At 62.4% G+C, this 22,257-nt stretch carries 20 protein-coding genes and 1 tRNA gene; 12 read left to right on the forward strand and 9 right to left on the reverse strand.

Annotated elements, in window-relative coordinates; translation table 11 throughout:
• Positions 1-207: 207 nt before the first annotated feature.
• Positions 208-3,036, forward strand: coding sequence for a preprotein translocase subunit SecA (gene secA, locus GSQ79_RS17155; RefSeq protein WP_158809881.1), 2,829 nt, complete (start codon positions 208-210; stop codon positions 3,034-3,036).
• Between the two features lie 84 nt (positions 3,037-3,120).
• Positions 3,121-3,933: an exodeoxyribonuclease III gene (gene xth / locus GSQ79_RS17160; protein WP_158809882.1), complete on the forward strand. Its 813-nt coding sequence runs from the start codon at positions 3,121-3,123 to the stop codon at positions 3,931-3,933.
• A gap of 35 nt (positions 3,934-3,968) precedes the next feature.
• Here xth and GSQ79_RS17165 read toward each other — a convergent pair whose 3' ends face one another.
• The gene (locus tag GSQ79_RS17165) at positions 3,969-4,412 is read right to left on the reverse strand and encodes a cyclic nucleotide-binding domain-containing protein (RefSeq protein WP_158809883.1); all 444 of its coding nucleotides are present in this window, start codon (positions 4,410-4,412) and stop codon (positions 3,969-3,971) included.
• A gap of 31 nt (positions 4,413-4,443) precedes the next feature.
• Positions 4,444-5,127 carry a response regulator transcription factor gene (locus GSQ79_RS17170; protein WP_174243235.1) on the reverse strand — a complete coding sequence of 228 codons (684 nt, stop codon included), beginning with the start codon at positions 5,125-5,127 and terminating at the stop codon, positions 4,444-4,446.
• A 244-nt stretch (positions 5,128-5,371) separates the two neighbouring features.
• Between GSQ79_RS17170 and GSQ79_RS17175 the strand changes: the two genes are divergently transcribed.
• Positions 5,372-5,881, forward strand: coding sequence for a L,D-transpeptidase (locus GSQ79_RS17175; protein WP_246725396.1), 510 nt, complete (start codon positions 5,372-5,374; stop codon positions 5,879-5,881).
• On the opposite strand, the gene zapA is transcribed toward GSQ79_RS17175, so the two are convergent.
• Both zapA and GSQ79_RS17185 read right to left on the reverse strand, forming a co-directional pair.
• Positions 5,878-6,252 carry a cell division protein ZapA gene (zapA, locus tag GSQ79_RS17180; RefSeq protein WP_158809886.1) on the reverse strand — a complete coding sequence of 125 codons (375 nt, stop codon included), beginning with the start codon at positions 6,250-6,252 and terminating at the stop codon, positions 5,878-5,880. The two genes, GSQ79_RS17175 and zapA, sit on opposite strands and share 4 nt — an antisense overlap.
• A 7-nt stretch (positions 6,253-6,259) precedes the next feature.
• Positions 6,260-6,550, reverse strand: coding sequence for a DUF4164 family protein (locus tag GSQ79_RS17185; RefSeq protein WP_158809887.1), 291 nt, complete (start codon positions 6,548-6,550; stop codon positions 6,260-6,262).
• A gap of 404 nt (positions 6,551-6,954) precedes the next feature.
• Between GSQ79_RS17185 and gap the strand changes: the two genes are divergently transcribed.
• The 3 genes from gap to GSQ79_RS17200 all read left to right on the forward strand — a co-directional run bounded on the left by gap (position 6,955) and on the right by GSQ79_RS17200 (position 10,381).
• On the forward strand, positions 6,955-7,977 hold the full coding sequence (gene gap, locus GSQ79_RS17190; RefSeq protein ID WP_158809888.1) for a type I glyceraldehyde-3-phosphate dehydrogenase: 1,023 nt from the start codon (positions 6,955-6,957) through the stop codon (positions 7,975-7,977).
• Positions 7,978-8,066: 89 nt separating this feature from the next.
• Positions 8,067-9,296 carry a phosphoglycerate kinase gene (pgk, locus tag GSQ79_RS17195; protein WP_158809914.1) on the forward strand — a complete coding sequence of 410 codons (1,230 nt, stop codon included), beginning with the start codon at positions 8,067-8,069 and terminating at the stop codon, positions 9,294-9,296.
• Positions 9,297-9,358: 62 nt separating this feature from the next.
• The gene (locus GSQ79_RS17200) at positions 9,359-10,381 is read left to right on the forward strand and encodes a class I fructose-bisphosphate aldolase (RefSeq protein WP_158809889.1); all 1,023 of its coding nucleotides are present in this window, start codon (positions 9,359-9,361) and stop codon (positions 10,379-10,381) included.
• Positions 10,382-10,459: 78 nt separating this feature from the next.
• Here GSQ79_RS17200 and GSQ79_RS17205 read toward each other — a convergent pair whose 3' ends face one another.
• On the reverse strand, positions 10,460-11,215 hold the full coding sequence (locus tag GSQ79_RS17205) for a CDP-diacylglycerol diphosphatase (protein WP_158809890.1): 756 nt from the start codon (positions 11,213-11,215) through the stop codon (positions 10,460-10,462).
• A 92-nt stretch (positions 11,216-11,307) separates the two neighbouring features.
• Positions 11,308-12,300, reverse strand: a complete 993-nt coding sequence (gene bioB / locus GSQ79_RS17210; RefSeq protein ID WP_158809891.1) for a biotin synthase BioB — start codon at positions 12,298-12,300, stop codon at positions 11,308-11,310.
• A gap of 291 nt (positions 12,301-12,591) precedes the next feature.
• On the opposite strand from bioB, the gene GSQ79_RS17215 reads away from it, so the two are divergent.
• Positions 12,592-13,524 carry a right-handed parallel beta-helix repeat-containing protein gene (locus GSQ79_RS17215; protein ID WP_158809892.1) on the forward strand — a complete coding sequence of 311 codons (933 nt, stop codon included), beginning with the start codon at positions 12,592-12,594 and terminating at the stop codon, positions 13,522-13,524.
• Positions 13,525-13,534: 10 nt separating this feature from the next.
• Here the strand turns inward: GSQ79_RS17215 and GSQ79_RS17220 are convergent, their stop codons facing one another.
• Positions 13,535-14,572, reverse strand: coding sequence for a GSCFA domain-containing protein (locus GSQ79_RS17220; RefSeq protein WP_158809893.1), 1,038 nt, complete (start codon positions 14,570-14,572; stop codon positions 13,535-13,537).
• A 218-nt stretch (positions 14,573-14,790) separates the two neighbouring features.
• Entirely contained in the window at positions 14,791-16,155 is a 1,365-nt protein-coding gene (locus GSQ79_RS17225; protein ID WP_158809894.1) for a malonyl-CoA decarboxylase, read from the reverse strand.
• A 145-nt stretch (positions 16,156-16,300) separates the two neighbouring features.
• On the opposite strand from GSQ79_RS17225, the gene GSQ79_RS17230 reads away from it, so the two are divergent.
• Positions 16,301-16,984 carry a sulfate transporter family protein gene (locus GSQ79_RS17230; RefSeq protein WP_158809895.1) on the forward strand — a complete coding sequence of 228 codons (684 nt, stop codon included), beginning with the start codon at positions 16,301-16,303 and terminating at the stop codon, positions 16,982-16,984.
• Here GSQ79_RS17230 and GSQ79_RS17235 read toward each other — a convergent pair.
• On the reverse strand, positions 16,969-17,976 hold the full coding sequence (locus GSQ79_RS17235) for a complex I NDUFA9 subunit family protein (protein WP_158809896.1): 1,008 nt from the start codon (positions 17,974-17,976) through the stop codon (positions 16,969-16,971). The two genes, GSQ79_RS17230 and GSQ79_RS17235, sit on opposite strands and share 16 nt — an antisense overlap.
• Before the next feature lie 127 nt (positions 17,977-18,103).
• Between GSQ79_RS17235 and GSQ79_RS17240 the strand changes: the two genes are divergently transcribed.
• From GSQ79_RS17240 to GSQ79_RS17255, 4 genes are all read left to right on the forward strand, one after another.
• Positions 18,104-18,188, forward strand: a tRNA-Leu gene (locus GSQ79_RS17240).
• Positions 18,189-18,274: 86 nt separating this feature from the next.
• On the forward strand, positions 18,275-19,897 hold the full coding sequence (locus tag GSQ79_RS17245; RefSeq protein WP_158809897.1) for a DUF6538 domain-containing protein: 1,623 nt from the start codon (positions 18,275-18,277) through the stop codon (positions 19,895-19,897).
• 128 nt (positions 19,898-20,025) lie between these two features.
• Positions 20,026-21,321 carry an MFS transporter gene (locus tag GSQ79_RS17250; protein WP_210253122.1) on the forward strand — a complete coding sequence of 432 codons (1,296 nt, stop codon included), beginning with the start codon at positions 20,026-20,028 and terminating at the stop codon, positions 21,319-21,321.
• Positions 21,322-21,566: 245 nt separating this feature from the next.
• Complete coding sequence (locus GSQ79_RS17255; protein ID WP_158809898.1) at positions 21,567-22,247, forward strand: SIR2 family protein; 681 nt, start codon at positions 21,567-21,569, stop codon at positions 22,245-22,247.
• Positions 22,248-22,257 lie beyond the last annotated feature (10 nt).

The raw sequence follows: 22,257 nt of genomic DNA on the forward strand, positions 1-22,257 counted from the left end.
GCGAGCTGCGGAGAGCGGGCCGCGTCACGCCGCGCGTCCGCTTTTCCGATCGCGGTCCTCTCGGACGCGCCGGTGTTTGCGGGCTGCGGTCTTTAAAAAAGCGACGCTTCTGACCATGTGCCGAATGCGGGACAGACCGGGCGTTGCCCGCTATAGGTCCGTCACGCGTTCACGCAACCGGCTCGTTTCGCCGGAAAGGTTTCTTCGATGCTGGGTTCTCTCGCGAAAAAGGTGTTTGGCTCGTCGAACGACCGGCGGCTGAAGGGCTATCGGCCGAAAGTCGCGGCGATCAATGCCCTCGAGCCGGAACTGGTCGCGCTGAGCGACGCCGATCTCGCCGCGCGGACCACGATGTTCCGCGAGCAGCTCGCCAGCGGCAAGACCCTCGACGACATTCTGGTCCCGGCCTTTGCTACCGTGCGTGAGGCGGCCAAGCGTGTCTTCGGCCAGCGCCACTTCGATGTGCAGCTCATCGGCGGCATGGTCCTGCACGAGCGCGGCATCGCCGAGATGCGCACCGGCGAAGGCAAGACCCTGGTGGCGACGCTTGCCGCCTACCTCAACGCTCTGGAAGGCAAGGGCGTCCACGTCATCACCGTGAACGACTATCTCGCCCGCCGCGACGCCGAGTGGATGGGCCAGCTATATAATTTTCTGGGCCTGAGCTTCGGCATCATCGTCCACGGCCTCGACGACGCGGAGCGCAAGAACAGCTACGCTGCCGACATCACCTATGGCACCAACAACGAGTTCGGCTTCGACTATCTGCGCGATAACATGAAATACGAGCTCGAGCAGATGAGCCAGCGCGGGCACAATTTTGCGATCGTCGACGAAGTGGACTCGATTCTCATCGACGAAGCGCGGACGCCGCTGATCATTTCCGGGCCGTCCGACGACAAGTCCGAGCTCTACAATCTCGTCGACAAAGTCATTCCGTTGCTGCTGCCGGAAGATTTCGACCTCGACGAGAAGGCCCGCACCACCAACCTGACCGAAGCCGGAAACGAGCATATCGAGACCCTGCTGCAGGATCTCGGCGCCTTGACCGAAGGCTCGCTCTACGAGGCGCATAACGTCACGCTCGTGCACCACGTCAACCAGGCGTTGCGCGCCCACAAGCTGTTCCTGCGCGACAAGGACTATATCGTCCGCGACGGCGAGCTTGTCATCATCGACGAATTTACCGGCCGCATGATGCAGGGTCGCCGCTTCTCCGAGGGGCTGCATCAGGCCCTGGAGGCGAAAGAGCACGTCCAGGTCATGCCGGAGAACGTGACGCTCGCCTCCATCACGTTCCAGAACTACTTCCGCCTCTACAAGAAGCTCGCCGGCATGACCGGCACCGCGGCCACCGAGGCCGACGAGTTCGCGGAAATCTACAAGCTCGAAGTCGTGGAGATCCCGACCAACCGGCCGGTGAAGCGCCTCGACGAGCATGACGAAGTTTACCGCTCCTACGAGGAGAAGCTGAAGGCGATCGTCCGCGAGATCGAGGGCGCCAACGCCAAGATGCAGCCGATGCTGGTCGGCACGACCTCGATCGAGAAATCCGAGCAGCTCGCCGACTTCCTGGTCAAGGAGGGCTATACGCTGCTCGACGTCTCCGAACCGGCAGCCCTTCAAAAACTCTACGCCGCGGCCCGCGCCGGCACGCCGTCGAAACTGTTCACCGTGCTGAACGCCCGCTTCCATCAGCAGGAAGCGTTTATCGTTGCCGAGGCCGGCGTCCCCGGCGCCATCACCGTCGCCACCAACATGGCCGGCCGCGGCACCGACATCCAGCTCGGCGGCAACGTCGAGATGCGCGTTGCCCATGAACTTGCCGACGTGCCGCCCGGCGAGGAGCGCGATGTCCGTGAGGCGGAAATCAGGCTCGAGGTCGCAGCCTTCCGCGAACAGGCGATTGCCGCTGGCGGTCTCTACATCATCGGCACCGAGCGCCACGAAAGCCGGCGTATCGACAACCAGCTGCGTGGCCGCGCCGGTCGCCAGGGCGATCCAGGCCGCTCAAAGTTCTTCCTGTCGCTGAAGGACGACCTGATGCGCATCTTCGGCTCCGACCGCATGGAGAACATGCTGGTCAAGCTGGGATTGAAGGAGGACGAGGCCATCGTCCACCCGTGGATCAATAAGGCGCTGGAGAAAGCGCAGCAGAAGGTCGAGGCGCGCAACTTCGACATGCGCAAGAACGTCCTGAAATACGACGACGTGATGAACGACCAGCGCAAGGTGGTATTCGAGCAGCGCCGCGAGATGATGGGCAAGGACTCTCTCGAGGAGATGATCGGCGAGATGCGCCAGGGCGTCGTCGACGACGTCGTCAGCAAGTTCGTGCCGCGCGACTCCTATCCCGAGACCTGGGACGTCGCCGCGATGGCGCAGGCCGTCGATGCGGCGCTCAATATCGCGCCACCCCTGGCCGAGTGGCAGAAGGAAGAGGGGATCGGCGACGAGGAGATGCGCGAGCGTCTGCATGCGGCTGCCGATGCCGGCTATACGGCCCGGGTCGAGAAGAACGGTCCCGACGTCATGCGCTACGTCGAGAAGCAGGTCATCCTGCAGGTCCTCGACCATCTCTGGCGCGAGCATCTCGTGACGCTCGACCATCTGCGTCAGGTGATCGGCTGGCGTGGCCTCGCGCAGCGCGATCCGCTGAACGAGTACAAGTCCGAGGCTTTCGACCTGTTCGATCAGCTTATCGTCCAGCTGCGCGAGACGGCCACGGCGCAGCTGACCCACCTCGAAGTCGCCTTCGAGCAGCCGGACGCACAGATGCCGCCGATGCAGGCGTCGCATTTCGAGCCGCTGTCGAGTGCCGACGGCGTCCAGCAGCTGTCGAGCCGGATGGGCTCGGCAGACTACGTGCCTCAGGGTGGTGCGACGGTGATGGACGCGCTGGGTGGTGGGGAGACAGCCATGATGGACCGCGATGCCAACGATCCCGCGACCTGGGGCAAGGTGGCGCGCAACGAGCTCTGCCCTTGCGGTTCGGGCAAGAAGTATAAGCACTGCCACGGCGCGCTGAGCGCCTGATCGCTGCAGGATGACAATGTCTCATTCGCCGCCACGGGGCGGCATCGTCTCCAGCAAGCAGGAGACGAACGTCCGGCGTGACCGATGCGCCTGAGCGTCGCCACCTGGAACATCAATTCCGTCCGCCTTCGCATCAACCTCGTCGAACGCTTCCTCGCCGAGCACAGGCCCGACGTACTGTGCCTGCAGGAGACCAAGTGCCGCGACGCCGAGTTTCCGCTCGGCGCTTTTCGGCAGTTCGGTTACGAGCACATCGCGATCAACGGCCAGAAGGGCTATCACGGTGTCGCCATCGCCTCGAAAGTGCCGATCTCGCTGATCGAGCGGCGCGGGTTCTGCGACAAGGGCGATGCCCGCCATATCGCTGTGACCCTGGCGCCCGAAGGGCGCGAGCGCCCGATCACCGTGCATAATTTTTACGTGCCGGCCGGCGGCGACGAGCCGGACCCGACGATTAACCCGAAGTTCGAGCACAAGCTCGCATTTTTGGACGAGATGGCCGCCTGGATGACCAGCGACGGTGTCGCGAGCCAGGACGCGATCCTGGTCGGCGACCTCAACGTTGCGCCGCTCGAGCACGACGTCTGGAGCCACAAAGCGCTCTTGAAGATCGTCAGCCATACGCCGATCGAGGTGGAGAAGCTCGGCCTCGCTCAGGGGGCCGGGCCCTGGATCGACGCGCTGCGCCGCTACGTGCCCGATGACCAAAAACTATACACCTGGTGGAGCTATCGCGCGCCGGACTGGGCCAAGGCCAACAAGGGCCGCCGGCTCGACCACATCTGGGTCAGCGAAAGTCTCGGTGAGCGTCTGGATGGTATGACGATCGTCAGAGATGCCCGCGGCTGGGAGCGGCCGTCGGATCATGTCCCTGTGCTGGTGCACCTGGAGCTTTAGAGCGGCGAGACTCGCTTTGATGGGCGCGTATCGTACTACCCCTCCAAGGCCTCGATCCGCAGCATGTCGAGATCCTGGCCCAGCGCATCGAGACGGTCTGCCAGGGTGCGGCGCAGACGGACGGCGCTGTCGGGATATTCGGCCAGAACCCGATGAAACAGCGATCGCGAGATCTTCAGCACGCTGGACGGCTCCCGCGCCAGGGCAGTGGCGGGGCGCCGCGTCTCCGCGAGCAAGGCTGTATCGCCGAGCAGCGTCGGCGCATGGGCGATGGTCGCGGGTCCGTCGGCTTCCAGCGCGATCGAACCGCTGCGGATGACGTAGCCGCCATCCGACACATCGCCACGGCGGAACAAAATGTCCCCGGCGCGCAGGATCCGGGTCTCGGCAGAGAACGCGATGAGACGCAAGGCTTCGGGATCGAAATCCCGCAGGGTCGGATTGCGCGCGAGATCGCGGACATCATCCACTAACGCCATGCGGTGTCGTCGCTCCTGAAAGGATCCGGCTTTACGGGATCAGCTTGTAGCCGCCGGCTTCGGTCAACAGAAGCGTGGCTTTGGCCGGGTCGGCTTCGATCTTCTGCCGCAGCCGATAAATATGCGTCTCGAGCGTATGCGTCGTGACGTTGGCGTTATAGCCCCAGACTTCCTTCAAGAGAATGTCGCGGGAGACCACGGCTTGTCCGGCGCGATAGAGATAGCGCAAAATCGCCGTCTCTTTTTCCGTAAGGCGCAGCTTCTGGCCACCGTCCGTCACCAGCTGCTTGGCGCTCGGCTGGAACGTATAGGGCCCGATCCGGAACATCGCCTCGTCGCTGGTCTCGTGCTGGCGCAGGTGGGCCCGCATGCGCGCCAGGAGAACGGCGAAACGAAACGGCTTGGTGACGTAGTCGTTGGCGCCGGATTCAAGCCCGAGAACCGTGTCGGCCTCGCTATCGTGGCCGGTGAGCAGAATGATCGGGCTCATGAACCCGCCGTCGCGAAGTTCTTTGACCGCGGCGCGGCCGTCCATGTCGGGGAGGCCGACATCCATCAGCACCAGGTCCGGCCGCTCGGCGCGCGACTTATCGATCGCGCTCTGTCCGCTTTGCGCCTGGAAGGGCTCGAATTCGTCGTAGAGGGCGAGCTGTTCGGCCAATGCCGCACGCAGATCGTCATCGTCGTCGGCGATCAGGATTTTTCGCACCTGCATCATAGCCTAGTCTCCAGCTCGCGACTCGTGACACAAGTCGCCGAGCAATCGTCTTGAAACCGTCACTGCCCTGCGGATAAGGCGCTCGTGTGTCCCGCAAAGCCACGGTGGTAAGTTTTCACACATAACGCAAGGCGCCTATCGGATCGAAGCTGCGATGGTCAACAGGCTTAACAAGCATAAGCTCGCCTTCAGGGTGGCGCCTAGGCCTCGGAGCCAGGGCCGGCTATGTACGACCCTCGTCGTGCGCCGGGGGATTGTCGGCGGCGCAACGGTCCTAGGGCATCTTCGCGTCCACGCCGCCATCACTTTGACGTGTGTGCTGGGCGGACGCGGCATCGCACACAACAAGCGCGAAGGCGACAAGGCCACGCCGAGTGGAGCGATGCGTGTGCTGTCCGGCTATTTTCGCGACGACCGCATAGCCCGGCCGCGCTGCCGCGTCCCGCTCAGGCCGCTGAAACAGGATCTCGGATGGTGCGACGACCCGGCGTCGCCGCTCTACAACCGTCCTGCACCGCTGCCGTTGCGCGAAGGTCACGAGATCATGTGGCGCAAGGACGGGCTCTACGATGTCGTCTTCGTGCTCGACTATAATCTGGCGCCACGCCGCAAGGGCCTCGGCAGCGCGATCTTCCTCCACTGCGCGAAGCCGAGCCTGTCGCCGACGCTCGGCTGCGTCGCGCTGCGACCGGCCGACATGCGCCGGCTTCTGCCGCGTCTCGCGCGCGGGGTGAAGGTTGTCGTGCTCTAGCTCTGCTCGCGGCCGGCGCCGTTGAGCTCCTGGGCGATGCGTTCGATCCGCTCCGCCGCATCGCCGAGCGACACTGCGATTTCATCTGCCAACGCATCGCGAAGCGCTTCGCCTTCCGATTTCGTGGTCCTTAGACCCCCCAGTTCGGCCTCCAGCGCTGCAATCTGCGCTCTGGCTTCGCTGAGTTCGTCGGCGACCGTGATTGCGGTCATCATCACCAGCCGCTGGTCGCCGATCTCGCCAAAACCCTTGCGGAGCTGGGCGAGCGTCTCGTCGACGTGGCGCGCTAAAGACTGCAGATGCGCCTCCTCGCCTTCGCCGCAGGCCATGCGATACACGCGGCCGGCGATGGTGACCGCTACCGTTGCCATGTGCGCCTCAACCCCGCTCGTCGTCGGCAGCTTCGAGAAGACGGCGCAGGACGCCGCCCGCTTGGCTCAAGCGGCTCGCGACATCGTCGGTCGCATGTTCCAGGGTCTGGGTTCGTGACAGCGCGGCATCGAGCTCGAGCGCCAGCCGGCTTCGATCGTCCTGCATGACCGCAAGCACCTCTTGAAGATCCGCCTTTTCCGCGCCGGTATGGGCAAGCCGACCGCTTGCCGCCTCAAGCTGATCGAGCGCCGACGCCAGACGTTTGAGCGCCGCTTCAAGACTCGCGGGTCGTGCCATCACTCAGGTCCAAATGATCGATTTCATGACGAGAGGGAAACGACTCGGCGGGACACGTCATTTGGCGTGGCGCGGCTGCGCCCGTCAACGCGACGAATGCGTAATCCCACATGTGAAAGGCCTCAATCGTCAATGCAGCTGTGATTTCATCGAAAAAGACGCTTCGAGGCTGTAGGCTTGCCTCGCGTCTCGGCGCTTCGTTGCGTTGACAGAGGAGATCGACCTGTTATTCAAACGGCGAATTCCTTCGACAGCTATCCCTTGCCATCGCGACCTTGCCCATAATCGTGGCAACGGGGCGGCACGACCCGGCATGCGGATCGAAGGAGCCCGGGCACCGACGGCGACGCGGCCCTATATCGAGGTCCCACGGCACGCGTGGAGGCCGAAGGAGACGATGTTCGATGACAATTCGGGTGGCGATCAACGGGTTCGGACGCATCGGGCGCAATATTCTCCGCGCGATCGCGGAATCCGGGCGCACGGACATCCAGGTCGTGGCGATCAACGACCTCGGACCCGTCGAGACCAATGCCCACCTGCTGCGCTACGATAGTGTCCATGGCCGCTTTCCCGGCACGGTGACGGTCGACGGCGACACGATCGCCATCACCCATGGCGCGTTCAAGTCGGGGCCCATCAAGGTCACGGCGATCCGCAATCCGGAAGAGCTGCCGCATGGCGCGATGAACGTCGACATCGCGCTGGAGTGTACGGGCCTCTTCACCTCGCGCGACAAGGCGATGGCGCATATCACGGCTGGCGCCAAGCGGGTGCTGATCTCGGCACCCGGCGAGAAGGCCGATTTGACCGTCGTCTTCGGCGTCAATCACGACAAGCTGACGAAGGATCATATCGTCGTCTCCAACGCCTCCTGCACGACGAACTCGCTGGCGCCTGTCGCCAAGGTGCTGAACGACACGGTCGGCATCGAAAAAGGCTTCATGACGACCATCCATTCCTACACCGGCGACCAGCCGACGTTGGATACGATGCACAAGGATCTCTACCGCGCCCGCGCCGCGGCGCTGTCGATGATCCCGACCACCACCGGTGCCGCCAAGGCCGTCGGCCTGGTGCTTCCGGAACTCGCGGGCAAACTCGACGGCTCGTCGATCCGCGTGCCGACCCCGAACGTCTCGGTCGTCGACTTCAAGTTTTTGGCTTCGCGCAAGACCGACGTCGGCGAGATCAAGGATGCGGTGAAACGCGCCTCGGAGCAGGAGCTCAAGGGCATTTTGGGCTACACCGAGGATCCCAACGTCTCCATCGACTTCAACCATGACCCGCATTCCTCCATCTTCGCGATGGATCAGGCCAAGGTGATGGACGGCAACTTCGTCCGCGTCGTTTCCTGGTACGACAATGAGTGGGGCTTTTCGAACCGCATGGCTGACACGGCCGTGGCGATGGGCAAGCTGCTGTGAGCGAGCAGGGCTCCGCGCCGAAAGCGGGCGAAAAGAATGCCGCGCCGCAGGCGGCGGGGCACGTCGCGGGCGCGCAAGCGGCATCGATGATGTCGCCGGAGTCGGCGAACGAAGCGGCAGGCGGCTCCGGCTTCCGGACCCTCGACGACGTCGATGTCGCCGGCAAGCGCGTGCTGCTGCGCGTCGATCTCAACGTGCCCATGGCGGACGGCGAGATCCTGGACCGCACCCGCATCACCCGCATGCTGCCAACGGTGCTGGAAATCGCCGACAAGGGCGGCAAGGTGATTCTGTTGTCGCACTTCGGGCGCCCGAAAAATGGGCCTGACGCGGAAAACTCGCTGGAGCCGGTGGCGATCGCCATCGAGCGCGAGCTCGGCCGTACCGTCACCTTTGTCGACGATTGCATCGGCCCGCAGGCCGAGACTGCCGTCGCCGCGATGGCTGACGGCGACATCGTTCTGCTGGAAAATACACGGTTCCATGCGGGCGAGACCAAGAACGATCCCAAACTGGTGGCCGACATGGCCCGGCTTGGCGACCTCTACGTCAACGATGCCTTTTCCGCCGCCCATCGCGCCCACGCCTCGACCGAGGGCTTGGCCCACAAGCTGCCGGCCTATGCCGGCCGCTCGATGGAAGCCGAACTGCACCATCTGAGTCTGGCGCTAAGCAACCCGACCCGCCCGCTGGCGGCGATCGTCGGCGGGGCCAAAGTGTCGTCGAAGCTCGACCTGCTCGGCAACCTGATGAAGAAAGTCGATATCCTCATCATCGGCGGCGGGATGGCCAACACTTTCCTCTATGCTCAGGGCAGGTCGGTCGGCATCTCGCTGTGCGAGAAAGAGATGGCCGACACCGCACGGAAAATCATGGCGGACGCGGCGGCGGCGAAGTGCGAGATCGTGCTGCCGGTCGATGCCGTGGTGGCGGCGAAGTTCGCAGCCGGCGCCGAGGCTGATGATGCCGACGTCGACGCCATTCCCGACGACAAGATGATCCTCGACATCGGCCCGCAGTCGATCGCCCGTGTCGAGGCGATCCTGCAATCGGTGAAGACGCTCGTGTGGAATGGCCCGTTCGGTGCTTTCGAGATCGAGCCTTTCGATCGCGGCACGGTGCGCATCGCTCAGGCGGCGGCAGCGCTGACCAAGGCCGGCAAGCTCGTCACGGTGGCGGGCGGTGGCGACACGGTGTCGGCGCTCAATGGCGCCGGTGTCACCGATGAGTTCACGTACCTGTCAACGGCGGGCGGCGCGTTTCTCGAATGGCTGGAAGGTAAGGTCCTGCCCGGCGTCGAGGCGTTGCGCGCGTCTTAAGATTCAACCATTTCGCCGCCTCCGCGTTTCAAGGAGACGGCTTTTCGCTCGAAGAGGTCAGCATGAACAAGGATCAGCTTTCGACGGTCGCCAAGGCGATGGTCGCACGCGGCAAGGGTATTCTGGCTGCCGATGAATCGACCAGCACGATCAAAAAACGTTTCGACGCGATCAAGACGGAATCGACCGAAGAGACTCGGCGCGACTATCGCGAATTCATGTTCCGCGCCCAGGCGATGCGCGAGAACATCTCCGGCGTGATCCTCTATGACGAGACGATCCGCCAGAAAGCCAAGGACGGGACGCCGCTGGTCAAGCTGATCGAGGCGGCCGGCGCCATCCCCGGCATTAAGGTCGATGCCGGCGCGAAGCCGATGCCGAGTTTTCCCGGCGAGACGATCACCGAAGGCCTCGACGGCCTGCCGAAGCGGATGAAAGATTATTACGACCTCGGCGCCCGCTTCGCGAAGTGGCGCGCGGTGATCACCATCGCCGACGGCAAGCCGACCGAAGGGTCCGTGCGCGCCAACATGCAGGCGCTGGCCCGTTATGCCGCGATCTGCCAGGAAGCCAACATCGTCCCGATCGTCGAGCCCGAAGTCCTGATGGATGGCGCACATGCGATCGAACGTAATTTCGAGGTCACCCGCTTCGTTCTCAAGACGCTCTATGACGAACTCTACATGCACCGTGTCTTCCTCGAAGGCACGATCTTGAAGCCCAACATGGTCGTGCCTGGCGAGGACGCCACGAAGAAGGCGACGCCGGACGAAGTCGCGGCCTGGACGATCAAGCTGTTCCGCGAGAGCGTGCCGGTCGCGGTGCCGGGCATCGCGTTCCTGTCGGGCGGCCAGTCCGACGTCGAAGCGACCGCCAATCTCGACGCGATCGCGCGCCTCGGGCCGCAGCCCTGGGGCATCACCTTTTCCTATGGTCGTGCGTTGCAGGCGGCGGCGCAGAAGGCTTGGTCCGGCCAGACCGCCCAGGAAGCCGCAGGGCAGGCGGCGTTCAACCACCGCGCCAGGATGAACGGCCTCGCCATGATCGGCGAGTGGTCGGACAAGACGGAAAAAGCCGCGGCTTAAGCCGCGCTTCGGACTGAAGGCGCGAGTCCCGGCCGAGACTTTCGGCCGGGATCAAGCTGCGATGCTTCGGCCCAGGCTCTATTCTGCTGCGCAGGAATGATCCAAAAGGAATTCGCCGTGCCCCTGGTTCGAGCGGGGGTTTTTGGCGATGAGGGCCAGGAGGTAGAAGCCGTCATCGCCCTTGTCGAACGAGGCGCCGGCCGCAACGATCGTCACCTTGGAGCGATCCGCCTCGGTCACATGCATCCCGTCTGCCACGAGCTGAAACACGTTGACGTCACGGAGATCGGGGCTCTTGAGCTTCGTCGCCCAGTAGCGGTCGCCATGGAGATCGAAGGAAAGGCGTGACCACACGCCGGTGTGGATTTCGGCCTCATGGGCCTTCAAGGCGTCCCGCGCGCTGACCTGCATGCAATCGATATGGATGTGCAGCTGATCCTGGCTCCGCCCCGGCCGCGAGTTGAGCGCCAGCCCGATATCGTCACGGCGCAGCGGTTTCGGCGCACGCTCCGCCACGAAGTGCCGGGCCTGCCAGGCATCGGCGAAGTAGTTTTCTGTGCCGGCGGCCTGGAGACCCGCGTGCTCGACGCCTTCGACCCGTGCCGTTGGGGTAACGACGATATGGGTTGTCTCCAGCGGCGCGCGTACCACGGCAAACCCGGATTCGACGCCCTTGGCGATGTTAACGTCGAGGCAGGGGAACGATGAGCCGGTTAGTCGTGCATTGAGGACGCAGGCCTGAACGACCTTCCAGAGCAGGCCGCGATCTGCCGATTGCGCGACGGCATAGCTGGCGACCGACAGAAACACCGCTGTCGCTGTCGCAAGAGACATCAGACGCTGGCTGGGTCGCGCGATCCAGCGGTCGAAGCGCCCGGGCCGTGACGTCTCGTGCCTTCCGATGGGGGCCAACGACGTCAAAAAGCTCAAGCCACGGCCGACGATTCTTCGGGCTCGCGGGCCGCGAGGGCCGCAAACAGCGCATCGTCCTCACCGACCTCGGCATTCGGCGTCGTCAGAAGCGTCTCGCCGTAGAAAATGGAATTGGCGCCAGCCGCCATGCACAAAACCTGGGCTTCGCGCGACAGGCTGGACCGCCCGGCCGAGAGCCGCACCCGGGCCATCGGCATGACGATGCGTGCGGTGGCGATCATCCGGACGAGATCGAGGGGATCGAGCTTGGGGCGGCCGGCCAAAGGCGTGCCGGGAACGGGAACCAGCGCGTTGATCGGCACGCTCTCGGGGTGCGGATCGAAACCGGCCAGCACGCGCAGCATGTCGGCACGATCGCGAATACTCTCGCCCATGCCGATGATGCCGCCAGCGCACATCTGCAGCCCGGCATCGCGCACGGCATGCAATGTCTTGAGGCGGTCGGCGTAGGTGCGCGTCGAAATGATGTCGGGGTAGAAATCGGGGCCGGTGTCGAGATTGTGGTTGTAGGCGGTGAGACCGGCCTGCTTCAGGCGGTCGGCCTGGCTTGGCGTCAGCATGCCGAGGGTAACGCAAGCCTCCATGCCGAGCGCGCGCACGCCGCTGACCATCGCGAGCACGGAATCGAATTCGCGGCCGTCGCGCACGTTGCGCCAGGCTGCGCCCATGCAGAACCGGTCTGCCCCTGCGTTCTTAGCCCGGGTTGCTAGCGCCAACACGTCATCGGTCGCCATCAGGTCGACACGGTCGAGCTTGACCTCCTTGTGGTGCGCAGACTGCGGGCAGTAAGCGCAATCCTCGGGGCAGGCGCCGGTCTTGATGCTGAGCAGACTCGCCCGCTGCACGTCGCTTGGGCGGTGATGTCGCCGATGCACTGCGCCTGCCTCGGCGATCAGCTCTAGCAGAGGCTGGTCGTGAATCGCGACGATTTCCTCGACGCTCCAGTCGTGGCGGGTGGTCTTGGCGGCAGCAGGTTGGTCGAGCATGGATCACCAGACCGGCTTGGCGCTGCCGGATTTGCGTTCGGATTCTAGAGCGCAGGCGTAGCGGATAAGCGCTTTGGCTTCAACCGCGGGCCAGCACGGGGCCGATGCTGCGGTTCGGTGTCCAAAGCCGAACGCCGGCCGTGATCCGAGATGCTCCATCAATAGGTATATGCTGCAAACTCTTGAGAGCCTATTCGGTGCGTGATACCTTTGATGCCGCATCGAATATTGTATTGCGTACGATGAGATGAATAATTTAAAAATTAAATGCTGACGTTACTGGAGATGTTCATGTCGGGCCGGTTTATCAAGGCCGCGTTGGCCGCACTCGTCCTTATCGTCGCCTTCGGCCTCCCCGCACGCGCGCAGGCGACGCGCACGTGGGTATCGGGTGTCGGCGACGACGCCAATCCCTGCAGCCGGACCGCGCCGTGCAAGACGTTCGCGGGGGCGATCAGCAAGACGGCCGCGGCCGGCGAGATCAACTGCCTCGATCCGGCCGGCTACGGGGCTTTGACCATCACCAAGGCGCTCACGATCAACTGTGAAGGGACGCTAGGCAGCGTCCTGGTTTCAGGCACGAACGCAATCGTCGTCAACGCCGGCCCCAACGATAACATCACCCTGAAGGGGCTAGAATTCGAAGGCTTGAACACCGGGATCAACGGCATCCAGTTCCTGGCCGGCAAATCGCTCGAGGCCCACAAGATCCAGATCCGAAATTTCACCGCCAGCGGCATCGACGTCGAGCCGACGGTATCGGCTCAGGTTTTCATTTCGGAGGCCTATATCACCGGTGGCGCCGGTAGCGCGATCAACCTCAAGCCCGGGGCGGCGGCCAACCTGTCTGCCAGCTTGAACACGGTGAGGCTCAACAACAACGCCACGGGCCTCAACGTCGACAGCACCGCCACGTCGGGAACCATTCGGGTGACGTTTCGCGACAGCGTGGCGGCAGGCAATAGCGGCGCCGGCGTCTCGGCCACCGGCGGGACGAACGCCGTCCGCGTGTTAAGCGATCGCTCCGCGTCCGTGAACAATGCCACCGGTCTCGTGGCGACCAATGCGACGGCGGCCATCCTGGCGTCCGGCACCACGGTCACCGGCAACCAGACCGGTCTCAACGTTGTAACCGGCGGCCGGCTCTTGACCTACGGGACCAACAACGTAAATGCGAACATCGGCGTCGACGGCGTTTTCACGACCACACTCACGCAGGAGTAGCGCGGTCGCTCTAGTTGGCGAGGCCGACAGCGATCATGGCTGCCGTCGGGCCCTCCACAGGCACGAGAGGTCGCCCTTCCGCCTTGCCACGCTTCGTCCAATGTTCGAAGCCGGACGAAAACTGGCAAAGCCTGACAGCGGCATCGACATCCGGGTTGGCAGCGAGATACGCCATCTCCCTGAAGGCAATCTCCTCGTCGGGCAGGCCCATGTAGAGGTCGAGAAAGCGTCCAATGACGCCTCTGACGACGCTATCCGCCACGTGCTTTCGATCCGCGGCAAACGCGCGCGCATGCGGTGCCAGCGAGACCATTTCAAAACTTGGAAAATAGTCGGTGTCGTCATGACGGTCGCAAAGCGTCCGCGCTGCCGCCACCAGGACGGCCTTTGACAGCGTATTTGCGACCAGAATATCGCGGCCGGAGAAACTGTTTGCGAGCGGCACGGGTGACACCGAGACGATCAGGCGAAGAGCCGGGTTGAGCCGGAGCAAGGCATGACGAAGAGCTTCGAGCGCCTCGACATTTTCCGCTACATCCGTGATGTGCAGCGAAAACCGCTCGGGCTTGCCTCGGACCGAAACGTAGCTCGGCGCAGCGTTCAGGTAGATCCCCTTTTCATTGTCCTTCCAGACCTCGTTCAGGCCCAGAGTGACGACGACCACGGTGGCCTCGCGGACGCGCGCAAAATAGTCGGTGACGAGATAACGACGCCGGTCGATAGCGCGCTGCAACGGGACCGGCGGAACGCCGGGGACGAGTTGCAGGTCGACCCATCCGGCGTCTTTTTCCTCGAAATCATCAGGGCCGACTTCCGGCGGGTTAAGCTGCCATGCAATTTCGTTCAGCATCGACAGAGTCGTGAACTTGTTGACATGCCCATTATGCCGCGCCACGGACTCGATTTTGGGGCTCAGAATGCTCCGGCTGAGCACATCGACGCCTCTGTAGATGAGGTGTTCCTCGACATTGCGGGCGAAGCACGACCCGATGCAGAAAAACCGGTCTGCGGTCGTGAGCGTGAATTTCGGGTCGTGATGGATCGGCACCGGCGCTTGCTGAAACGCGTCCGCTTTTGCACTCAGACGCGAACACTCGTTGCTGACAAGGAGCTGCCAAGCGTCTTTGCCGTGTAACGTTTGATACATTGTGCCGTGCTTTTCACGATGACCCTGATCGCGATAGTAGCATATACAATGATATCGTATAGAGCACGCCGCCAGCCGGGCAAGAGAGTAAGGGGTTCTAACCTGTCCTCTCGACGCTTTTAACGTCCGACAGCTTCCGCTGGCCGCCCCCTGGCATCCGCTTTGACGAGCTTCTTCAGGGCATTCGACACGACGATCTCCGCATTGTTGGCGAAAGCCTCGTGGTTCTTCTCGATATCGTCCAGATTATAGAGATAGTTTACCATCAAACCCGCCCCGTCACGGAGCCCCTTGGCGGAGATATCACCGAGCCAGTTGATGCGTTCGAGCCGAGCGCCGTTGCCCAGATGGAAGTTGGCGACGGGGTCGACGGGACGGCCGTCGTCGCGCTTGGCGGCGAGAAAATACGTCAGCGCCAGCGGCTCGATCACGCGCTTCATGCGTTCGGGCAAGCCCGGTTCGTCGATCCACGTCTTGTGTTCCAGTTTGGCGACCAACTGCCGATCCTCGACGCTGAGATGCGCGAGGTTGGCGCTCTTGAGCCAACGCGAGAACCCCGGGACGGGCGACAGTGTGACGAAGGTTTCGAGCTTGGGAAATTCGCGACGCAGGTCTTCGACGACCTGCTTGATCAAAAAGTTGCCGAACGAGATGCCGGCAAGACCCTTCTGGCAGTTCGAGATGGAATAGAAGACCGCCGTCTTCGCCTTGTCGGGCGAAACCGCCTTGCGCTCGCCATCGAGTAGCGGGCCGATCGCGCCAGGCATTGCGTCCGTCAAGGCGACCTCGACGAAGATCAGCGGTTCGTCGATCAGCGCGGGATGGAAGAAGCCGTAGCAGCGCCGATCCGGCGGATCGATGCGCAGGCGCAGGCTCGGAAAGTCGCTGATCTCGTGGACGGCCTCGTAGCGGATGATCTTTTCCAGAACGATCGCCGGCGTCGACCAGTCGATGCGCCGAAGCACGAGGAAACCGCGGTTGAACCATGAGGCGAGGAGATGGGCGAAGTCCCGGTCTACCGCCGCCAGATCCTTGTCGGTCTTGACGGTGGCGACGAGATCGGCGCGCATCGCGACCAGCGCCCGGGTGCCCCCCGGCGCCCGATTCAGCCGCCGCAGGAGTTCCTGCCGACGCGGCTCGCTAGTGAAATGTAGATCGGCGGCAACGGCGTCGGATTTTTCGGCGAGCCACGCCTTCGCGATCCGCGCCAGCTTGTCCTGATCCGGCCCGAAGCGATGCAGCAGGGCCTTGAAAAAAGTAAGGCGGTCGACCGCGTCGAGGGCGCCATAGCGCAGGATCACCTCCGTCGCCAGCGCCGTGCCGGACGCTTCGCCGCGGCCCGACAGCACGGCTTCGCAGCGCTCGATCAGACTGGCAGCCTGCGGCATGCCGTCGCCGACTGCGCTTTTCAGCCCAATGAGACTGCGACCACGTTCGGTGATCGAGGTCAGAAGGTCCGAAAACAAAGCACTGGGGGTCGACATCGTCTGAACATCCTTGACGTGGCGGTGGCCTGTCAGCCCTGCAGGCTTGCGCAGGGGGCCTGAAGAATCTTATGCACCGTCGTCGCGCCCTGCATCAAGCCGCCCGCCGCTTGCATCGCGTATCCGGCATGCCGAAAGATACCCCATGATCGCCGCCGCCTTCGCTGCCGCCGAACAGATTTTTACCAAGCCGTTCCGCATCGTCTTCTGGAAGTCGTTGGGTCTCACCCTGCTGCTTCTCGCGCTGCTATGGGCGGGCATCGAAAAACTGGTCGTGACCTATGTCCACCTGCCTTACGGATGGCTGGCGACGGTGATTCATGTCGTGGCCGGTTTCGGCCTGGTCCTCGGCATCGCGTTCCTGGTGACCCCGGTTTCCTTCATCGTCGCCGGGTTTTTCTTCGACGATCTCGCGGACCATGCCGAGGATGCTGTCGCCGGCCCGGGCGGCCGCGGCCGCGCGATGGCGATCGGCCCCGCCTTATGGATCGGCCTCAAATTCGCGGGCCTGAGCCTGGTGGTCAACGCCGTGGCGCTGGTGCTGCTGCTCGTCCCCGGCGTCAACGCCATCGCTTTCTTCGGGGCCAACGCCTATCTGCTCGGACGCGGCTATTTCGAGCTGGCTGCCCTCAGATACCGCTCGCTCGAGGACGTGCGGGCGCTGCGCCAACGCTACGGCATCCGGATCATGCTGGCCGGATGCATCGTCGCCGCGCTCCTCGCGGTGCCGATTCTCAACCTGCTGACGCCCTTGTTCGCCTCAGCCTTCCTGGTCCGTATCGCCCAGCCGATCGTGGCGCGGCGTTCCGCGCCTCAGGCCATCCGCTGAGCGGCATATTGCCCGGTTTTGCGGAAGCGGTAGAGGTAGGTCGGCACGATGGCTTCGTAGGATTCCGGGGCGATGCCGAGGCCAAGCAGGGTCCGTCCCTCGGCGATCGCGGCTGCTGTGACGGCATTGTCGCTCTTCAGCAGTTCGACTTGATCGCGCGTCATGTCGAGCATCTCGGGCAGAAGCCCGAGGGTCAGCGCCTTCACCTTTTCCGTCACCCCGGCCATCGCCGACGCGGTCGCAAACGGGAGGCTCACGAAGGCCCGCTGGCGTCCCGTCGTCTTGAGGATGAATTCGAGGATTTCCTTGAATGACCGCACCTCCGGACCACCGAGCTCGTAGATCGTTCCGGCCTTGGCCGTGCCGTCGAGCCCCAGGGCGACCGCCTCCGCGACGTCGCCGACATAGACCGGTTGCAGCTTCCCGGTGCCGCCGCCGATCAATGGCAGCGCCGGCATCAGCCGCGCCATGCCGGCGAAGCGATTGAAGAACTTATCCTCGGGGCCGAACACGACGGAGGGGCGCAGCACGACCGCTTGCGGGATCGTTGCCAGGACCGCGGCTTCGCCTTCAGCCTTGGTGCGGCCATAGGCGGATGGGGAGCTGGCGTCGGCTCCGATCGCCGACATCTGGACGAAGCGGGTGATCCCGGCCGCCTGCGCTGCCGCGACGACAGTTTTGACGCCTTCGACGTGCATGCTCGAAAAGGTCTGTTTGCCGCCTTGAGCAAGCAGGCCCACCAGATTGACCACGGCGTCGGCGCCGCGAACGGCGCGGGCGACCGAATCAGGATAACGCAGGTTCGCCTGTACGGCATGGATCTGCCCGACCCCGCCCGAAGGCTGAAGATGGAAGGCGAGGTCCGGCCGCCGCGCCGCCACGCGGACGCGCCATCCATGCTGGGCCAGCGCCTGGACGACATGGCGCCCGATGAAGCCGGAGCCGCCGAAAACAGTGACGAGATTGCCTGTCCGAACCAGAGTATCAGCCATTTCGAAGACGTTCCCCCGTGCTGCGCTGTCATACGAGGGGCGTATGCCGCCGTCCAGAGCTCTCGTGCTCGCCGACGCGAACACGCATTGACAGCGCGGCCCCCACCCCCTTAAGGAGATCGCATGTGCCCTGGTGGCGGAATTGGTAGACGCGCTGGTTTCAGGTACCAGTCTTGCAAGAGGTGAAGGTTCGAGTCCTTTCCTGGGCACCAAGCATCTTCTAAGGTGCTGTTCCGCAAAGAGAATACGTAAAATCAGTGACTCAGGTGAGCCTCGGTGATACACACGAGTGCTACACATGGTCCTTCCTATGTCTCGTCCCTGGAAGCATCCGAAGACCGGCGTTTTCTGGCTGCGCAAGCGAATCCCCGACGATTTGCAGGGAATCGTTGGGAAGCGCGAGGAGCTTAAAAGCCTCGGCACAAAGGATCCCGACGAGGCGAAGCGACGGTTGGTCGCCGCTCTTGCCGAGCTCGATGCTCGGTGGGTCAACCTTCGCGCCGGGCCAAAAGAGCTAACCGAGCGCGAAGCGCATCGGCTTGCCTCACGGATCCATGACAACTGGCTCGCCATCCATGCTGACAATCCAAGCGATCAGCTTGTCTGGCACACCGAATGGTATGACCGGCTTTGGACCGAGGTGAATCCTCTAGGCGACGGCGAGGAGCGGCCGGCAAGCGTCGGAATCGACTCTTTGATCATATCAAACATGCGGCGGTTTGCTCTTCAACAGGCCGATTTTTGTATCGACGGCCTGGGCCTCAATGTCGATGATTGGAGCCGATTTCGTTTAGCCAAAGCAGTAAGCGCGGCCTTTCAGCGTGCCAGCCTCACGCTTCAGGATGTCGCCAGCGGTCGGATCAATCCTAATGTTTTTGACCGAGGGGCAAAGGGCGATCAGCCTAGCCTAATACTGGTTGACCCCGAAGGTCAGCAAAACCTGAAGGAACGTGCAAAAGGTGACAGCGTCGCCATATCGTCGCTCTTGGAGCGATGGTGGCGTGAAGCATCGGCAGCTGGGCGGAAGCCGAGCACCTATGAGAGCTACCGAAATACCGTCAGAATGTTCACGCTCTTTATCGGACATGATGATGCGGGCAGCATCATTGCGAAGGACGTGATCGCGTTCAAGGATCATAGGCTGCAAACGCCGTCGCCAAAAACAGGCCGTTTGCCGTCAGCCAAGACCGTGAAGGATAGTGATCTTTCGGCCTTGAAAACCATATTTGGCTGGGCCGTCGGAAACCAACTGATACCCGCGAATCCGGCTGCTGGGATTACTATCAAGCTCGCACGAAGTGCCAAGGTCCGGTCGAAGGGCTTTAGTGACGCTGAGGCGCAAGCGCTGCTTATCGCCGCCCTGAACTATCAGCCTCAAAACGAAAGGCCAGAAACTGCTGCCGCAAAGCGGTGGGTGCCTTGGCTTTGCGCGTTTACCGGCGCACGGGTAGGGGAGGTCGCGCAATTGCGTAAGCAGGACCTGACGCGCCTAGGCGAGGACTGGGTGATCCGAATTACACCAGAGGCAGGCACCGTGAAGAATAACGAGGCGCGGGAGATTGTCCTGCATCCGCAGGTCGTTGACCTTGGTTTTCCAGCCTTTGTGGACGGATGCGTTGATGGACACCTGTTTCTGCGATCAAGCGAACGAGGGGTGCTGGGCCCGCTTCAGGGGTTAAAGAACAGGCTGGCCGAGTTCGCCCGCACAACCGTTGTTGATCCGCGCGTAGCCCCCAATCACGGGTGGCGGCATCGCTTTAAGACTGTAGGTATGGAGGCAGGCATCGCGCCACGTATCCTAGATGCCATTCAGGGCCAAGCTGCACGATCAGTGGCAGACACCTACGGTGATGTGACAATCAAGACTGTTGCCGCAGCCATTCACAAACTGCCCAAAATTCTTGTTGGAGACAGCACCTGAACGCATCACCAGGCGACACCTAGTCGGATGGGGTTTCAGCTAACACCTCAGCGACGTTCTGACCTCGGTCCTCAAATGAACCATATCATCCGGCGGAACGCCTCCCGTGAGTCGCGGTTCGAAGAACCATGACACTAAGCCACATGCTCAGCGCACCGACCCGCCGACGGCAATGGATCCTCGTAGCCCTGCTCGTCGCTGCCGGCTGTGTGAACTACATCGACCGTTCGACTCTCGCGATTGCGAACCATGAGATTTCCACCGAGCTACATCTGTCGCCCAGTCAGATGGGCCTGCTCCTTTCAGCCTTCGCTTGGGTCTACGCGATCTTCCAGCTACCTGCCGGCGTTCTGACCGACCGCTTCGGGCCTCGCGTGATGCTGGCTGCCGGCATGACGCTATGGTCGGCGGCGCAGATCATCAGTGGGCTAGTCACAGGGTTTGGACAGTTTCTTGTGGCCCGTGGCGGCCTGGGCTTTGGCGAGTCGCCGATGTTCACTGCCGGCGCGCGCGCTTGTGTCGATTGGTTTCCGGCACGTGATCGCGGCTTCCCACTCGGGCTGTTCAACGCAGCGTCGTCACTTGGGCCAGCCATAGCCCCACCGCTGCTGACGGCGCTCATGCTTGCCTTCGGTTGGCGGCCGATGTTCGTTGTCATGGGGTTCGCAGGGCTGGTAGTGGCCGTGACTTGGGGCCTCTACTACAGAAGCCCCGAAGCAGCTGGCACGCCTTCCGACGACATCGAAGCAATACGAGCAGGCAACGATCAAGATACCATTGGCACCGGAATGATGGGCTGGACAAAGCTCTTCACGGTGCCAACCACATGGGCTTTAATGGGCGGGCTGTTTGGCATCGTCTACGTCACTTGGCTGTATGTGGCATGGCTGCCGGACTACCTCGAAACGGTTCGACATGTGAGTGTCGCTAGAACCGGAACGCTCGCTGCTATACCGCAATTTGCTGGGTTCGTCGGCGGCTGCCTCGGCGGCGTGATTTCTGATCGCCTCGTGAGCCGTGGCGGCGATCCTGTTGCATCGCGCAAGTATCCGATTGTGGCGGGGCTGCTGCTGGCTGCGCTGCTTACTTCGATTGCGCCCTTTGCTTTGACGACGACTTGGGTGCTCGTGCTGATGTCGTCGGCCATGTTTTGCGCCTATGGGGCGGGCTCATGCAGCTGGGCGCTTGGCACGGCATTGACGCCGCCCTCAATGGTCGCGACGTTGGAGTCCGTTCAAAACATTGGCGGCTCAATCGGTGGCGCGCTTGCGCCCTTGGTGACCGGGCTGGTGATTCAACATACAGGGTCATTCAATCCTGCATTCATCGCTGGGGCGGTAATCGCTGCTCTGTCGGCTGGCAGCTACGCACTTGTAAGCGGCAGCGCCTATGATCGGCTGTTCCGAGCGCTCGGGACGCGCTGACGGAAGCGTGGCCGGTAATCAACTTCACAATTCGGCTAGATTAACCCCCAGAGCATGCCGCTTATGCACGGCATGGGAGAGGGGGTTGGGGAAATCTTCCATTTGCTCGCAGCATCATTCCACCTCGCTCCTGCGCTCGAGTCAGCGGCCATGCCTATAGCCAGAAGCCAATTGCCGTGGTTCGCCACCTCCTCAAGACCGAGATACCATGCTACAATGTTTACAACCTTTCCGTTGAACCAGAAATGATTGTTCAGACCCCGATGCCCAAAAGTTTTGAACTGCCGTTTCTTTTACTTGAAGCAGTAAAAGCTGGACGCGTCATTCTATTCCTGGGGGCAGGTGCCTCCAAAGAGTGCAAGAATAGAAGTGGAAGAACGCCGCCAAACGGCGAGCAGCTTCGCGATATTTTGGCAACCAAGTATTTTGGTAAGGCAATGCCAAAGAGAAGCGTCATGTCTGTTGCCGAAATGGCAATAGCCAACGGCGCTGGGCAGGGGCTAGTCTTTGAAACGGTGTCTGAAGCTTTCCAGGGGTTTGATATTTCTGACGCTCATCGATCAATGACTGATTTCAACTGGCGCATGATAGCTACTACAAATTACGATACGTTTGTCGAGGAGGCATACAGTGACTCTAAGCGTCGAAGGCAAACTCTGATACCGTTCGTAAAAGACGACGAGCCAGTAGATGAAAGAATGCGCTCGTCACTAAGACCTTTACAGTTTCTGAAGCTCCACGGTTGCTTGAATCATCGTTTGGATAAAGACATTCCTCTTGTCTTGTCTTGGGAGCAGTATGCGGTTCATACCGAAAACAGGACCCGACTGTTTGGGCGTCTGAGCGATCTGGCTCACGAATGCCCAGTGATCTTCGTCGGCTATGAGCCCGACCTGAAATTGGTTGACCGGCCTCGCGGCCTTTGATTCTCCGAGT

This window comes from Beijerinckia sp. L45 (genome assembly GCF_009765775.1).
GTDB lineage: Bacteria > Pseudomonadota > Alphaproteobacteria > Rhizobiales > Beijerinckiaceae > RH-AL1.

Excerpts from the sequence above, each read along its gene's own strand:
- GSQ79_RS17235 (WP_158809896.1), bottom strand. The coding sequence starts at position 17,976 with ATGGCTGATACTCTGGTTCGGACAGGCAATCTCGTCACTGTTTTCGGC.
- GSQ79_RS17250 (WP_210253122.1), top strand. The coding sequence starts at position 20,026 with ATGACACTAAGCCACATGCTCAGCGCACCGACCCGCCGACGGCAATGG.
- GSQ79_RS17205 (WP_158809890.1), bottom strand. The coding sequence starts at position 11,215 with ATGTCTCTTGCGACAGCGACAGCGGTGTTTCTGTCGGTCGCCAGCTAT.
- xth (WP_158809882.1), top strand. The coding sequence starts at position 3,121 with ATGCGCCTGAGCGTCGCCACCTGGAACATCAATTCCGTCCGCCTTCGC.
- GSQ79_RS17165 (WP_158809883.1), bottom strand. The coding sequence starts at position 4,412 with ATGGCGTTAGTGGATGATGTCCGCGATCTCGCGCGCAATCCGACCCTG.
- GSQ79_RS17255 (WP_158809898.1), top strand. The coding sequence starts at position 21,567 with ATGATTGTTCAGACCCCGATGCCCAAAAGTTTTGAACTGCCGTTTCTT.
- GSQ79_RS17170 (WP_174243235.1), bottom strand. The coding sequence starts at position 5,127 with ATGCAGGTGCGAAAAATCCTGATCGCCGACGACGATGACGATCTGCGT.
- secA (WP_158809881.1), top strand. The coding sequence starts at position 208 with ATGCTGGGTTCTCTCGCGAAAAAGGTGTTTGGCTCGTCGAACGACCGG.
- bioB (WP_158809891.1), bottom strand. The coding sequence starts at position 12,300 with ATGCTCGACCAACCTGCTGCCGCCAAGACCACCCGCCACGACTGGAGC.
- GSQ79_RS17215 (WP_158809892.1), top strand. The coding sequence starts at position 12,592 with ATGTCGGGCCGGTTTATCAAGGCCGCGTTGGCCGCACTCGTCCTTATC.
- gap (WP_158809888.1), top strand. The coding sequence starts at position 6,955 with ATGACAATTCGGGTGGCGATCAACGGGTTCGGACGCATCGGGCGCAAT.
- GSQ79_RS17245 (WP_158809897.1), top strand. The coding sequence starts at position 18,275 with ATGGTCCTTCCTATGTCTCGTCCCTGGAAGCATCCGAAGACCGGCGTT.
- GSQ79_RS17230 (WP_158809895.1), top strand. The coding sequence starts at position 16,301 with ATGATCGCCGCCGCCTTCGCTGCCGCCGAACAGATTTTTACCAAGCCG.
- zapA (WP_158809886.1), bottom strand. The coding sequence starts at position 6,252 with ATGGCAACGGTAGCGGTCACCATCGCCGGCCGCGTGTATCGCATGGCC.
- pgk (WP_158809914.1), top strand. The coding sequence starts at position 8,067 with ATGTCGCCGGAGTCGGCGAACGAAGCGGCAGGCGGCTCCGGCTTCCGG.
- GSQ79_RS17185 (WP_158809887.1), bottom strand. The coding sequence starts at position 6,550 with ATGGCACGACCCGCGAGTCTTGAAGCGGCGCTCAAACGTCTGGCGTCG.
- GSQ79_RS17200 (WP_158809889.1), top strand. The coding sequence starts at position 9,359 with ATGAACAAGGATCAGCTTTCGACGGTCGCCAAGGCGATGGTCGCACGC.
- GSQ79_RS17225 (WP_158809894.1), bottom strand. The coding sequence starts at position 16,155 with ATGTCGACCCCCAGTGCTTTGTTTTCGGACCTTCTGACCTCGATCACC.